At 65.7% G+C, this 13,264-nt stretch carries 13 protein-coding genes; 7 read left to right on the top strand and 6 right to left on the bottom strand.

Annotated features, from left to right (window positions below; all coding sequences use genetic code 11):
* Nucleotides 1-54: 54 nt before the first annotated feature.
* The 3 genes from COCCU_RS13200 to COCCU_RS13190 all read right to left on the bottom strand — a co-directional run bounded on the left by COCCU_RS13200 (nucleotide 55) and on the right by COCCU_RS13190 (nucleotide 3,500).
* Nucleotides 55-1,425 (bottom strand): LCP family protein, encoded by a 1,371-nt coding sequence (locus COCCU_RS13200; RefSeq protein WP_156232176.1) that lies wholly within the window; start codon nucleotides 1,423-1,425, stop codon nucleotides 55-57.
* 84 nt (nucleotides 1,426-1,509) lie between these two features.
* Nucleotides 1,510-2,271 (bottom strand): CPBP family intramembrane glutamic endopeptidase, encoded by a 762-nt coding sequence (locus COCCU_RS13195; RefSeq protein WP_156232174.1) that lies wholly within the window; start codon nucleotides 2,269-2,271, stop codon nucleotides 1,510-1,512.
* A complete protein-coding gene (locus tag COCCU_RS13190) occupies nucleotides 2,268-3,500 on the bottom strand; it encodes an amidase (protein ID WP_231598786.1) in 1,233 nt (410 codons plus the stop codon). The genes COCCU_RS13195 and COCCU_RS13190 overlap by 4 nt, the downstream gene beginning before the upstream one ends.
* A 45-nt stretch (nucleotides 3,501-3,545) precedes the next feature.
* Here COCCU_RS13190 and pheA point away from each other — a divergent pair, with 45 nt between their 5' ends.
* The 3 genes from pheA to COCCU_RS13175 all read left to right on the top strand — a co-directional run bounded on the left by pheA (nucleotide 3,546) and on the right by COCCU_RS13175 (nucleotide 5,813).
* A complete protein-coding gene (gene pheA, locus COCCU_RS13185; RefSeq protein ID WP_156232172.1) occupies nucleotides 3,546-4,481 on the top strand; it encodes a prephenate dehydratase in 936 nt (311 codons plus the stop codon).
* 8 nt (nucleotides 4,482-4,489) lie between these two features.
* Nucleotides 4,490-5,170 carry a histidine phosphatase family protein gene (locus COCCU_RS13180; protein WP_156232170.1) on the top strand — a complete coding sequence of 227 codons (681 nt, stop codon included), beginning with the start codon at nucleotides 4,490-4,492 and terminating at the stop codon, nucleotides 5,168-5,170.
* A 130-nt stretch (nucleotides 5,171-5,300) separates the two neighbouring features.
* Nucleotides 5,301-5,813, top strand: coding sequence for a DnaB-like helicase N-terminal domain-containing protein (locus COCCU_RS13175; RefSeq protein ID WP_156232168.1), 513 nt, complete (start codon nucleotides 5,301-5,303; stop codon nucleotides 5,811-5,813).
* Nucleotides 5,814-5,940: 127 nt separating this feature from the next.
* Here COCCU_RS13175 and COCCU_RS13170 read toward each other — a convergent pair whose 3' ends face one another.
* The 3 genes from COCCU_RS13170 to COCCU_RS13160 form a co-directional block, all read right to left on the bottom strand.
* A complete protein-coding gene (locus COCCU_RS13170) occupies nucleotides 5,941-6,291 on the bottom strand; it encodes a metallopeptidase family protein (RefSeq protein ID WP_156232166.1) in 351 nt (116 codons plus the stop codon).
* A 22-nt stretch (nucleotides 6,292-6,313) separates the two neighbouring features.
* The gene (locus COCCU_RS13165) at nucleotides 6,314-7,390 is read right to left on the bottom strand and encodes a septum formation family protein (RefSeq protein ID WP_156232164.1); all 1,077 of its coding nucleotides are present in this window, start codon (nucleotides 7,388-7,390) and stop codon (nucleotides 6,314-6,316) included.
* Between the two features lie 204 nt (nucleotides 7,391-7,594).
* Nucleotides 7,595-8,353: a GntR family transcriptional regulator gene (locus COCCU_RS13160; RefSeq protein WP_156232162.1), complete on the bottom strand. Its 759-nt coding sequence runs from the start codon at nucleotides 8,351-8,353 to the stop codon at nucleotides 7,595-7,597.
* Between the two features lie 178 nt (nucleotides 8,354-8,531).
* Here COCCU_RS13160 and serS point away from each other — a divergent pair, with 178 nt between their 5' ends.
* From serS to glpK, 4 genes are read left to right on the top strand one after another with little or no spacing between them, the layout of a single operon-like run.
* Nucleotides 8,532-9,791 (top strand): serine--tRNA ligase, encoded by a 1,260-nt coding sequence (serS, locus tag COCCU_RS13155; protein ID WP_156232160.1) that lies wholly within the window; start codon nucleotides 8,532-8,534, stop codon nucleotides 9,789-9,791.
* A gap of 9 nt (nucleotides 9,792-9,800) precedes the next feature.
* On the top strand, nucleotides 9,801-10,808 hold the full coding sequence (locus tag COCCU_RS13150) for a lysophospholipid acyltransferase family protein (RefSeq protein ID WP_156232158.1): 1,008 nt from the start codon (nucleotides 9,801-9,803) through the stop codon (nucleotides 10,806-10,808).
* Nucleotides 10,809-10,810: 2 nt separating this feature from the next.
* Entirely contained in the window at nucleotides 10,811-11,638 is an 828-nt protein-coding gene (locus COCCU_RS13145) for an HAD family hydrolase (RefSeq protein ID WP_156232156.1), read from the top strand.
* A 52-nt stretch (nucleotides 11,639-11,690) separates the two neighbouring features.
* On the top strand, nucleotides 11,691-13,217 hold the full coding sequence (glpK, locus tag COCCU_RS13140; RefSeq protein WP_231598785.1) for a glycerol kinase GlpK: 1,527 nt from the start codon (nucleotides 11,691-11,693) through the stop codon (nucleotides 13,215-13,217).
* Nucleotides 13,218-13,264: the final 47 nt, after the last annotated feature.

Below are 13,264 nucleotides of genomic sequence, written 5' to 3'. Positions count from 1 at the left end.
TCTGTCCACCCCGGTGGGGGCCAGTTCAGGGCATGCGGCCCCCGGAGGAGGGGGTTAACGCATGGAGGACCAGAGGGCCTCGGCACCGGCCGGATCCCAGAGCACCACATTGCCCACGTCATAGTCGGCGAAACCGGCGAAGGGCACAGTCTCGGTCCCCACCCCGGAACGCATCGCCAGCGCCACACGTGCCAGGTGCCACACATGGTCATTATCACCGACGGTGAATGTGGAGGCGGTGTCAGAGACCAGGGGGATCAGCCGGAAGGGGTTGGCGATGGTCCCGGCGGAGGTCACCTTGTCCAGCAGGGCGGCGAAGAACTCACGCTGGCGTTCCACGCGGTCCAGATCTCCCAGGGCAGTGGCGCGGGTGCGGACATAACCCAGCGCGGCGGCCCCGTCGAACTCCTGGCAACCAGCCTGGATGTCCAGGTTCGCCAAGGGATCCTGGATGGCCTCATCCACACACATCTCGATGCCGCCGATGGAGTCCACGATGCGGGCCAGCCCACCCATGCCGATCTCGGCGTAATGGTCGACGCGCAACCCGGTGCTCAACTCCACCGTCTCCGCCAGCAGCTGCGGACCACCGAAGGTGAAGGCCGCATTGATCTTGTTCATGCCGTAGCCGGGGATCTCCACATAGGAGTCCCGGGGCAGGGACACCAGCCGGGCGGAACCGGTGGTGGGGATGTGCAGCAGCATGATGGTGTCGGTGCGTCCCACCCCGATGTCTCCACCGGTGCCCAGCTCGAGTGTCTCCTCCTCACTCAACCCGGCGCGGGAGTCCGAGCCGACGAGGAGCCAGTTGGTGCCGGCGGTGTTGGAGACCTGGTTTTCCGGGGTGGCCTCCACCCTGGTGAGCTTGGAGTCCGCCCATAAGGTGGTGGCTCCCACGAGCACCAGGATGACCACGAGGATCCCGATGAAAGGGGTCAGGCAGCCGGATCTGGGGAGTCGGAGGCCGCGTCTTTTGCGCGGGGGGCGTCGGCGCGGTGGGGTGGCCTGCTGCTGGTGCAGGGGTTGCTGGGAAGGTTGCGGTGGTTGCTGGTGTGGGGGTTGGTGGGTGGGGATGTACTGCCGGGGTCGTTGGGGTTCTGCCTGGGGGGCTTCGAAGCGGGTGGGTTGGGCTGCTTCGCGACGTCGCGGTGGGCGCCGCCGGGGTGGGGTGCCGCCGCTGCCGCCGCCGCTGCCGGTGGCAGAAGGACGCGGGGTGCTTCCCGGGACACCGCCGGGGCGGGGGCGGTTGCGCACCGGCCGGCCGAAACGGTCCACGATGGGACGTCCCTGACTGTCCCGGGCGAACTCACCCGGCTCGCCTGCTTTCCCCCGGTCACGGGAGCTGGGGGGTGAGCGGAAATCCCCGCGGGGGCGTTCGCCCCGGGGGATCCGTCTGCGCTGTTCGTCGCTGCCACGTGAATCCATGGGTCACAGGATAACCCGACTGCCTGATACGGCCGTGAGAACGCGGGTTCGGCCGCTACCTCGGCCCCCATCTTCGGGGCCCCGTCAAAGTCCCAGGAAGCTCAGATCCCCACCGATGGCGGAGTAGCCGATGAAGGCGAAGGCGTCGATGAGGAAGTGGGCCACCACCAGGGGCCACACCCTGCCGGTGCGGTGGAAGTACCAGCAGAAGATGACACCCATGATGATATTGCCGAAACCGGCGGAGATGCCCTGGTAGAGGTGGTAGCTGCTCCGTAGCAGGGCGGAGGTGAGGATGATCCAGGGCAGTGACCAGCCCAACTGTTTGAGCCGCACCATCAACCAGGCGACCACCACGATCTCTTCGCCGAAGGCATTGGCCAGGGACCAGAGCAGCAGCACCGGCACCTCGAACCAGATGTGCTCGAAGGTGCTGGGCACCACCTGACGGGACAGGCCGGTGTGCACCGCAAAAACATAGAGGGCCAGGCCGGGCAGACCGATCAGGGCGGCCAGGCCGGCACCGTGCCACCAGTCCCTGATCTGCCGGGCCCGGTGGGGGCGGGTGCCGTCCCCGCTGAGCAGGAACAGTGCCAGGGCCCCATAACCGAAGAGCACCCCGGCGGAGCAGAGCTGCAGGCTCAGATCCAGCCAGGGAAACTCCGACTGTGGGGCGTTGAGCACCACCTGCTGTTCATTGAGCGCCGGTTCGGCGAGCAGACCGTCGATCAGGCGGAGGATGGCACGCAACCCGGAGATGCCGAAGGTGACCAGCAGGACGATGGCGAGTTCCTGTCGGAGCCGCCGGCGCCGGGTGGGGCTCAGGGTGGGAGGGGTGGAAGTCATCGCTGCTCCGAGGTGATGCGGTGAAGCTGGGAAGCCAGCCCCAGGATCCGGGTGTTGTCGGTGCGGACGGCACCCAGCTGGATGCTGACGGGCCGGGGGCCACCGATATCAAGGGGCACGCTGATCGCCGCCCCACCACTCATGTTGAAGATCGACCCCCAGGGGGTCCAACGGGTCTGGTACTCGAAATCCCCGGCCGGGCCCAGTGCAGCGAAGGCCCCGATCTTCGGTGGGGAGAAAGCCAGCATCGGACTGAGCAGCACATCCACCCCCCAGGCACGGGCCAACTCGGCGGCTGAGCCCTCCAGCCGCAGGATCGCCTCATGCGGGGTATCCGGGCCGGAGGTCTCCCGGAACCAGGCGACAATATCACTGGCGGGGTCCGACACCCGGGAAACCTTATGGCTGAACACCTTCCGGAAGGACTCGAAGAGCCCCGCCGAATCCAGGTCCGCGGCACGCAGGGACACCACCTCATGCCCCAGGTCGGACAGCTCCCCGGCGGCCAGGTCCACGGCCTTGAGTGCCGCGGCAGCCACCTCCGTCTCCGCCAGCAGCGGGGTGGTGAGCACCCCGATCCGCAGCCGTTCCGGGGTGAGCAGAGGCAGGTTGTGGGCAGCGGCGGTCTCCGCCAGGGTGCGGGTGATCACCCCCTGCACGCTCAAGGCCCCACCCACCGCATGATGGGAGGGTTTGAAACCGACCAGACCACAGGCCGCCGCCGGGATCCGGATGGAACCCCCACCATCCGAGGCGTGGGCGATGTCCACCAACCCGCGGGCCACCGCCACCGCCGCTCCACCGGAGGAACCGCCCGGGGTGCGGTGTTCCCCCGGCCAGAGCGGATTGATCGGGGCAGGCAACCCCACCGGTTCGGTGTACCCGGTCATCCCCAGCTCCGGGGTGGCGGTCTTACCGGGGATGATCGCGCCCTGCGCCAGCAGATACTCGACCAGGTCAGCGGACTCGGTGGCCACCCGGGTGCGGTGCGCCGAACCGAAGGTGGTGGGCATCCCCTTCACATCCATCAGATCCTTGATGGGCACCAACCGACCGTGCCAGGCACCGCGCCGGGCCAGCGGGAGGGCGTCGAGAAGCTCCGCGCGGGCCCGGGCACCTTCCAGATCCAGGTGGGAGAAGCCGTGCTCCGCCGGGCTGAGGTCGGCGATCGCCGCGGTGAAACGACTCATGGTGGTGGTGGCGTTCAAGTCCCCGGGGGCTGTTGTCATGGTTTCCACCCTAACCATTGCAGGGTGGGCGGATATGCTGGGAACATGAGCACAACCGTCGCCTACCTGGGCCCCGCCGGAACCTTCACTGAAGCTGCCCTGCTGAAGCTACGCAGCACGGGTGTCTTCGGCACCTCGGAGATCACCCCGCTGGCGGTGTCCAGCCCGGCGCTGGCCCTCGACGCGGTGCGTTCCGGGGAAGCCGCCTTCGCCTGCGTGGCCATCGAGAACTCCGTCGACGGTCCCGTCACCCCGACCTTCGATGCGCTCTCCGCCGGGGAAGGGGTGCAGATCTACCGGGAGGTTGACCTCGACATCGCCTTCTCCATCATGGTCCGCCCCGGCACCACACTTGAGGACATCAAGACCCTGGCCACCCACCCTGTGGGATACCAGCAGGTCAAGGGTTGGATGGCGGAGAATATCCCGGCTGCGGAGTACCGCTCCGCCTCCTCCAACGCCGCCGGTGCCGAAGCGGTCGCCGAAGGACGCGTCGACGCCGCCGCCGCCCCCGAACGCGCCGCCGCCCTCTTCGGCCTGGAGACCATCGCCGACAATATCGCCGACTTCTCCGGGGCCACCACCCGTTTCGTGGCGGTCGGGCCGCGGGGGGTACCCACCCCACGCACCGGCAATGACCGCACCTCCGTGGTCTTCAGCCTGCCCAATGAACCAGGCACCCTGGTCAACGCACTCACCGAATTCGCCCAACGCGGCGTGGACCTCTCCCGCATCGAGTCCCGCCCCACCCGCAGGAAACTGGGCAGCTATAACTTCCACATCGACCTGATCGGCCACATCGACGACACCCCCTTGGCCGAAGCCCTGCGGGCCCTGTGGCTGCGCACCGAGGACCTCGTCTTCCTGGGCTCCTGGCCCGCCGAGACAGGGGAAGGCGGCGAGGATAAGCTGGCCGCGGACCTCGCCCGCCTGGAGCAGGCCACACAGTGGGTGAACAACGCCCGCGAAGGAAAGGAATAGTTGAAGCAATGAGCGGCAGAATCATCCTCCTGCGGCACGGCCAGACCCACTCCAATGTCTCCCACATCCTGGACACCCGCCCCCCGGGTGCGGAACTGACCGAACTCGGCCGCGCCCAGGCTGATGAGGTCGGCCGGGAACTCGCCGACTTCCTCGGCGCCGGGCAGGACAGTGAAGGCAGCCTCGGAGCGGTGATCAGCTCGGTGGCACTCCGTGCCCAGCAGACCGCGGTGCTCACGATGGCCTCCTATGAGCAGGCCGCCGGCAAGGACCCCGGCTCCATACCGATTGATGTACGCCTGGGAATCCACGAGGTCTTCGCCGGCGACCATGAGGGCTACAACGATGAGGAAACCCACCGGAACTACGCCCAGATACTGCGCCAACAGCTCGAAAGAGACACCCTCGCCTGCCTCCCCAACGGGGAAACCTACCCCCAGGTCCTCGAACGTTTCCGCCCCGTTTTGGAATCAGTGCAGGAGGAGGTCGCCGCCCGGGACAAGGACACCATCATCGTCAGCCACGGCACCGCCATCCGCACCGCCGCCACCTACGCCACCGGGGTGGACGGAGACTTCGCCTTCGCCGGATATATCGCCAACTGCCGCTATATCGTCCTGGAACCAGGGGACGCCGAATTCGGTGCCTGGAAACTGGTGCGCTGGGCGGACCTGGACCACCAGATCTAGACCCCGACAGGCTGCAACAAGGGAGGGAGTACTTCCCCCTCTCGGCGAAACCCAGAGCGGAGTTGAACCACAATGAGCCATAACCCACCGCCCCTCGCCGGATTCCCCCCCGGAACCCGAGGAACATCCGGTGGACATCCGCGGGATGAACATCGACCCCGAGGCACTCCTGCTCAGCTCCCTGATGTGGGTCGGACCCAAGGTGCCCCAACAGGTCAAGGACCTGCTGGACTACCTCCACGAAGCGGATTTCTTCAACCCCGTTCACGGCCGGATCTTCCGGCTCATCCGCGCCCAGGTCCGCGCCGGGCTGCCCATGGATGTCGCCTCGCTGGTCAGCTGCATTGATGCCAGCGGTAAAAATGAGATCTGGCCGGATGGCAGCCACCACATCACCCTGGCCAATATTGCCGGCCTGGGGACCGTCCCGGATCAGGCCACCTGGTGGGCGGACCGTGTACTGGCAGCCTCCTACCGTCGACAATTCGTCCGGATGACGGAGCGTCTTGCCCAGATCAGCCGGGAGGCCCCGGAAGGGGAGCTCTTCGACACGCTGGTGGAGCTGGGTAAGGCACAGCGGCAGGCCTGGGAACGGCGCCGGAACTTCCATCCCGTGGTGATGGATGAGAAGGAAGAGCGCTGACTCGCGCTCTGGGGCTGGATGATGGATTGAGTGGGGAAAACCGCCCTTAAGGTGCCAGATCCTGATGCTAAGCCCCTGTTTCCCCACTCTAGAATGCATCAGCCCCTGAAATACGCTGACCCCCGCTCTAACCCCAGCCCAGTTCGTGCAGCTGCTCCTCGGACATCCCGAAATAGTGTCCCACCTCGTGCAGCACGGTGACCCGCACCTCTGCGGCCAGGTGTTCCTCGCTGTGGCAGATATCCTCCAGGGCCGCCTTGTAGATGGAGATGGCATCGGGCAGGAAACCGGTGTGGTCGAAAGTCCGCTCGGTCAGGGCAACCCCTTCGTAGAGGCCGAGCAGGGAGGGATGCTCCGCATTGCGCTCCTGGACCAGAATGATGGTGTTACGCATGTGGGGCAGGAACTCATCGGGGATTTCATCGAGCGCATCATCGACCATTTCATCGAAACGTTCGGCGCTGACACGGTAGGTCATCTGGGGAAACTCAACAACCCTTCTAGAGCTGTGGGATGGGGGCTTCAGCGGAGTTCTGCAGGGACCCCGCCTCGCCAGGAACTGCCGTGCCCTCGGCTTCCCCCTCGGAGGTCAGTGGATCGCGTTCCGGTTGCGGCTCCGGCGGGTTGCCGTTGATGGTGAACTCACCGGTGGCGCTGCCCTTGAGTAGGGAGAAGCCACCTTCCGGGTGGGCGGACATCAGGGAACAGTTCACGGAGTGACTGCCGCCGTTCCAGGAGGAGCTGGGGATGGTGGCCCAGTAGGGCTGCAGGGTGGACTGGTAGAGGATCTCCTCTTCCCCGAGGTAGTCGATGGCGGCGGCGGTGCACACCTCAGCCAGGTGCCCATCCTGTTCCTCGGTGCTGGGCACCCGGTCCGGGAAGGTTTCCCGCAGGTTGACCACGGCGGTGGTCTCCAGATGGTGGTCCTCCGCGCAGTCCAGGATGTGCGGGGCGCGGGCATTGTCGAAGAAGACACATTCCCCGGGCTGGGAGACCCGCGCCTGGTCCTGTTCCGCTGCCGGGCCGATGGTCAGGACGGGGTTACCCAACCCATCAGTGGCCTGGATGCCGCAGAGCATGGTGCGGTCCCCGGCGGCCCAGGCTTCGGCGGGCGGCAGGATGGGTGCGATGGAATAGCGGCCGACCGGATCATAACGACCATCCAGGTAGTGGATGGTGGCGGTGGAGCAGAGTTCCTCCCGCAGCTGGGCCTGCCGGGTCAGGTCGGGGGCGGCGGCTTCGAGACCGAATTCGGAGGAGGGGTAGGTGGCCAGGTCTTCACGGGCGGAGATCTCGAAGCGGTGCTCGCTGCTGCAGGGGGTCTGCTCGAAGTTGCTGACCACACCTGATTCATCGATGTCCCAGGTCAGGCAGTCCCCGGAGTCAGCGGTGGTGAAAGGGGTGATTTCGACGACGGAGGTGGTGGCGGAGCCACTGGCACCGGTGCCGTTGTCTCCACTGGGATCAGCCGCGCCATCGACATAGCTGTACGTGCCCACGGCGACGGTTGCGGCGAGTGCGGCAACCAGGCCGGTGCGGATGGCGGTGGCGGAACGCCAGGACTGCGAAGTTGACATGATGCACCTATCTTGCCGCTCGTGGTGCCAAAATGCACCTCCCGAGCCGCATCACAGTAGAAATTTAGTGGAATTTAGGCCCCCGGCCAACACCAGTTCTCACATCTGTCCCATGCGACACTCGACTGCCCGGTGGGGGTGCCCTCAAAAGAGGGCACTGACATGGGGTGGAAAACCACCGGGGCGCACCCCCCTCGGCAAATCTCAGAGATCCAGCGCCCGGGTCACCTTGGTGCGCAGGTGGTAGCGATCAGTGCGGTACACCGAGTCGCACCACTCCAGGGGCCGGTCTTCTGCCCGGGAGTGACGCACGATCCGCAACAGCGGGGAAGCCAGCGGCACCTCCAGGAGCGCGGCACTGCTCTGATCCGCAGGAATGGCGGTGACGATCTGGTCGGCATCGGAGATCGCCAGCCCGTAGCTCTCCTCCAGGATGGTGTAGACGGAGTTGTAGACGTCATTTTCCAGCAGGTTCGGCGCCAGGTGGGCGTTGTACCAGGCATCGTCAATGGAGTAGGGGCGCCCATCCCCGAGCCGGAGACGGCGCAGATGGATATGTGCCTCACCGGGTTCGCCGCCGAAGTATTCCTGCACAGCAGCCGGGGGAGTGGCACGTTCCGAGAGCAGGATCTGGCTGCTGGCGGACACATCCTGGGCCTGCATCTCAGAGCTGAAGGAGGCCAGATGCAGCCGGGAAACCAGGGGGTTGGGGGCGACGAAGGTGCCCTTGCCCCGTTCCCGGGTCAGTCGACCGCTGGCCACCAGGTCACCGATGGCGCGGCGGACGGTGATCCGGCTGACCTGGTAGGTGTCCTCCAGCACCCTTTCCCCGGGCAACATGTCCCCGGGGCTGAGCTGACTGGCACAGTATTCCTCGAGAATCTCCCGCAGTTGCTGGTGCTTTGGCTTCGGGCCAGCGGAGAGGGTGACATCAGGCAGCACGTGGCGGGTTGAGTCGGGCATGGACCCATGATAGCCCGCTGGTTATTACCAGTCTAGGTTTTTGGTGCGTGAGGATGCCCCACCCCGCCCCCTCCCTGACCCGGGGGAGGGGTGGGGACGCTACGGAAGGGGTGGGGCGTCGATAAGCGTGGGCGGGCCTGCAGGACAGGGGATGGTCTCGCGCGGTAGGCTGCAGGATGTGATTGATCTTAAATTCCTCCGCGAGAACCCCGACATCGTCCGTGCTTCCCAGGAAACCCGTGGCGAAGATCCGCAGCTGGTGGACCAGCTGATTTCCGCCGACGAGTCCCGTCGCGAGGCGATCAAGGCCGCAGATGACCTGCGCGCCGAGCATAAGGCCTTCGGCAAGAAGATCGGCCAGGCCGCCCCCGAGGAGCGCCCCGCCCTGCTCGAGGGCTCCAATGAACTCAAGGCCAAGGTCAAGGCGGCCGAGGAGACCCAGGCCGCAGCTGAGCAGGCAGTCCAGGAGCTGCAGCTGAAGCTGAACAACGTGGTCGAGGGTGCGCCCGCCGGTGGCGAGGATGATTTCGTGGTCCTCGAGCACGTCGGTGAACCCACCAAGTTCGACTTTGAGCCCAAGGACCACCTGGAGCTCGGGGAGTCCCTCGGCCTGATCGACATGAAGCGTGGCACCAAGGTTGGTGGGGCCCGCTTCTACTATCTCACCGGTGACGGCGCCTTCCTCCAGCTGGGCATGATGGTGCTCGCCGCACAGAAGGCCCGCGCGGCCGGTTTTCAGCTGATGATCCCCCCGGTGCTGGTCCGCCCGGAGATCATGCAGGGCACCGGCTTCCTGGGGGAGCACGCCGATGAGGTCTACTACCTCGAACGCGATGAGCTCTACCTGGTGGGCACCTCCGAGGTGGCCCTGGCCGGCTACCACAAGGACGAGATCATCGACCTCTCCGATGGGCCGATGAAGTACACCGGCTGGTCCTCCTGCTTCCGCCGGGAGGCCGGCTCCTACGGCAAGGACACCCGCGGTATCCTGCGCGTCCACCAGTTCGACAAGCTGGAGATGTTCGTCTACTGCAAGCCGGAGGAGGCCGCCGCCCAGCACCAGGCCCTGCTGAACATGGAACGCGAGATGCTCGCCGCCGTCGAGGTGCCCTACCGCATCATCGATGTCGCCGGTGGTGACCTCGGTTCCTCCGCCGCCCGTAAGTTCGACACCGAGGCCTGGGTCCCCACCCAGGGGACCTACCGTGAGCTGACCTCCACCTCGAACTGCACCACCTTCCAGGGCCGCCGCCTGAACACCCGCTACCGGGATGAGAACGGCAAGCCGCAGACCGCCGCCACCCTCAACGGCACCCTGGCAACCACCCGCTGGCTGGTCGCCATCCTGGAGAACAACCAGCAGGCCGATGGTTCCGTCATCGTGCCCGAAGCCCTGCGCCCCTTCCTGGGCAAGGACGTGCTGGAACCGGTGAAGTAGGTCGCGCTGATGACTGAATACACCACCCGCGGCGGCATGTTCCGGGTGCCTGCGGACCTCCCGGAGGTGCCCGACCACCCCGTCGAGAGCAAAGAGAGCTTCTACAACGGCTTCATGATCAGGGCGCTCAAGGGCCTGATGCGGGCCCAGGGCATCAAGATTACCGTCTTCGGTGCGGAACACCTGCCCACCGAGGGGGGTGCGCTGCTGGCGATGAACCACACCGGCTACTACGACTTCATCTTCGGTGAGGTGCCGGGCAATGTGCGCGGCAAGCGGCTGGTGCGTTTCATGGCGAAGAAGGAGATCTTCGAGATGCCGGTGATCGGCAATCTGATGCGCCGCATGGACCACGTCTCCGTGGACCGTTCCTCCGGACGGGGCTCCCTGGAGGAGGCCGTCCACCGCCTGGAACAGGGGCAGATCGTGGGCATCTTCCCGGAGGCCACCATCTCCCGCAGCTTCGAGATCAAGGAACTCAAGACCGGTGCGGCACGCATTGCCGCGCAGGCCGATGTTCCGCTGATCCCCATGGTGATCTGGGGTGGGCAGCAGATCTGGACCAAGGAGCACCCCAAGCGACTGGGCCGCACCAACACCCCGGTGTACATCCGCCTGGGTGAACCCGTGGATCCCTATGGTGATCCGGCCACCGCCACCGAACGCCTGCACACCGCCCTGGTGGAGCTGATGGATCAGGTGCGCGGCGACTATGCGGCGGAGTACGGTCCCTTCCCCGAGGGGTTGTACTGGATGCCGGAATCCCTGGGGGGCACCGCGCCGAGCCTGGAAGAGGCACACCGCATCGACACCGAGGACAAGGCCCGCAAGAAGGCCGCCAAGGAAGCGAAGCTGGCCGCGAAGGAATCCCGGGAAGCGGCGAAACTGAATGCGCGTGGCGACGCCGCGTTACGCGGCGAGGACGGCAGTTCCCTGCCCGCCACCGCCAAACGTTCCATCACCGGGGTGGCCACAAAAATCCGGGGCCTTTTCAGAGGATTGTCAGGAAGGAACTGAAGGTGGATACCGCCCCGAGGCTAGTGGCGAGTGATATCGACGGAACCTTGTTGAACTCGCAGGACCGTGTGATCCCACGTCTCCGGGAGGTGATCACCCGACTTGGTGGCACCGGTGCCCACCTGACCCTGGCCACGGGGAGACCCCACCGTTGGTTGGCACCTGTCCTGGAGCAGCTGCCGGTCCGCCCGGTCTGCGTCTGCGCCAACGGTGCCGTCATCTATGACTCCGCCTCGGATCGGGTGCTGCGCTCCCACCTGCTGGACCCACAGGTGATGTCCGCGGTGGTGGAGGTCGCCAATGAAGCCCTGGCCGAGTTCGGCGGGGTCGGCATCGCCGTGGAACGCTGTGGCGACACCGCCTTCGGCTGCCCCGAGGAGTACTTCGCCGCCGCCCCGGACTATATGCCCGCCTGGGAGGGTGGGCCCTTCAACATCGAGGAGGAGACCGCCATTTTGGCGGAGTCCTCGGTGAAGCTGCTGCTGCGCAATGAGAACCTCAGTGCGGCACAGATGTATGAACTGGTCAGCCCCATGATTGATCGCAGCCAGGCACATGTGACCTTCTCCATGCCGGAAGGACTACTGGAGGTGGCCGCACCCGGGGTGACCAAGGCACTGGGGGTGGAATTACTCGGCGAATACTATGAGGTTCCGCAGGCCGAGATTGTCTGCTTCGGGGACATGCCCAATGACATTGAGATGCTGGAGTGGGCCGGACTCGGGGTGGCCATGGGCAATGCCCGCCCCGAGGTCAAGGCCGCGGCGGACCATGTCACCGGCACCAATGATGAGGGTGGCGTGGCCCAGGTGCTGGAACGCTGGTTCTGAGTCTGCTGATCTTTATCCCCAGGGAGCTGGGGAACATGAGAGAATTTCAGATGTGACTTCCTCCGGTACTTTCATCGCGGCCATTGACCAGGGCACCACCTCCACGCGCTGTGTGATCATCAACCATGAGGGACAGGTGATCAGTTCCGCCCAATTCGAGCACCGTCAGATCATGCCGCGGCAGGGCTGGGTGGAACATGACCCGATGGAGATCTGGGACAACACCCGACGCGCCATGTCCATCGCCATGTCCGATGTGGATCTCAGCGCCGATGACATCGCCGCCCTGGGATTGACCAACCAGCGGGAAACCACGGTGGTCTGGGACCGGGCCACCGGGGAGCCGATCTACAACGCCATTGTCTGGCAGGACACCCGCACCGCCGAACTATGTCAAAAACTGGCGGGGGAGGAGGGTATTCGGCGTTGGCAGCGGCGTACCGGGCTGCTGATCAACTCCTACCCGGCGGGGCCGAAGATCGCCTGGATCCTCGATCATGTGGACGGTGCCCGGGACCGGGCGGAACGCGGTGAGTTACTCGCCGGCACCATCGACACCTGGCTGATCTGGAACATGACCGGTGGGCATGAGGGCGACCGCGGGGAACCGGCCCTGCACCTGACCGATATCACCAACGCCTCCCGCACCCTGCTGATGGATCTGCGTACCGGGCAGTGGGATGAGGAACTCTGCCGGGAGGTTGGGGTGCCGTTGCAGATCCTGCCGGAGATCCGGGCCTCCATCGGTGATTTCGGGGTGGTCCGGGAACGTGGTGTCCTCCATGATGTGCCGCTGCGAGGGGTGTTGGGCGATCAGCAGTCCGCGATGTTCGGCCAGGGTTGTTTCCATGAGGGCAGCGCCAAGAACACCTATGGCACCGGCCTCTTCCTGCTGCTCAACACCGGTTCCCGCCCCCATTTCAGTGAGCATGGGTTGCTGAGCACCGTCTGCTATCAGATCGAGGGGGAGGAACCGCTCTACGCCCTGGAGGGGTCGGTGGCGATCGGGGGTTCCCTGGTGCAGTGGCTGCGCGATAATCTGGGCATCATCCCCAATTCCGCGGCCGTCGAGAAGCTGGCGCGGGAGGCCGGTGACAATGGTGGGGTCTATATCGTCCCCGCCTTCTCCGGGCTCTTTGCGCCGCGTTGGCGGAGCGACGCCCGGGGGGTCATCGTCGGGTTGACCCGCTTCGCGGATCGTCGCCACCTCTGCCGTGCCGCCCTGGAAGCGACCGCCTTCCAGACCCGTGAGGTGGTGGAGGCGATGATCGCCGACTCCGGGATGGATCTGAGCTCCCTACGGGTGGACGGTGGCATGGTCAACAATGAACTGGCGATGCAGATCCAGGCCGATATTCTCGGCACTGAGGTCACCCGGCCGAAAAATATCGAGACCACCGCCTTGGGTGCCGCCTTCGCCGCCGGCTACGGGGTGGGATTCTGGACTTCCCTGGAAGAACTCAGCGAGAAATGCCGGGTGGATCGCACGTGGCAGCCGGAGATGGGGGAGTCAGAACGGGAGCGGCTCTACAGCGAGTGGAACCGGGCGGTGGAGCGCAGCTACGACTGGGAACGATAAGGCCACCACTGTCCCGTTGTTCCCCTGGGAATGGGAAAGCCCGCATC

The sequence above is a fragment of the Corynebacterium occultum genome, assembly GCF_009734425.1.
GTDB classification, from domain to species: Bacteria; Actinomycetota; Actinomycetes; order Mycobacteriales; family Mycobacteriaceae; genus Corynebacterium; species Corynebacterium occultum.
This window is presented reverse-complemented; position numbering and strand designations above follow the sequence as displayed.

Coding starts and splice junctions, on each gene's coding strand:
- COCCU_RS13150 (WP_156232158.1), top strand. CDS start 9,801: ATGACTGAATACACCACCCGCGGCGGCATGTTCCGGGTGCCTGCGGAC.
- COCCU_RS13165 (WP_156232164.1), bottom strand. CDS start 7,390: ATGTCAACTTCGCAGTCCTGGCGTTCCGCCACCGCCATCCGCACCGGC.
- COCCU_RS13190 (WP_231598786.1), bottom strand. CDS start 3,500: ATGACAACAGCCCCCGGGGACTTGAACGCCACCACCACCATGAGTCGT.
- COCCU_RS13170 (WP_156232166.1), bottom strand. CDS start 6,291: ATGACCTACCGTGTCAGCGCCGAACGTTTCGATGAAATGGTCGATGAT.
- pheA (WP_156232172.1), top strand. CDS start 3,546: ATGAGCACAACCGTCGCCTACCTGGGCCCCGCCGGAACCTTCACTGAA.
- COCCU_RS13180 (WP_156232170.1), top strand. CDS start 4,490: ATGAGCGGCAGAATCATCCTCCTGCGGCACGGCCAGACCCACTCCAAT.
- COCCU_RS13200 (WP_156232176.1), bottom strand. CDS start 1,425: ATGGATTCACGTGGCAGCGACGAACAGCGCAGACGGATCCCCCGGGGC.
- COCCU_RS13195 (WP_156232174.1), bottom strand. CDS start 2,271: ATGACTTCCACCCCTCCCACCCTGAGCCCCACCCGGCGCCGGCGGCTC.
- COCCU_RS13160 (WP_156232162.1), bottom strand. CDS start 8,353: ATGCCCGACTCAACCCGCCACGTGCTGCCTGATGTCACCCTCTCCGCT.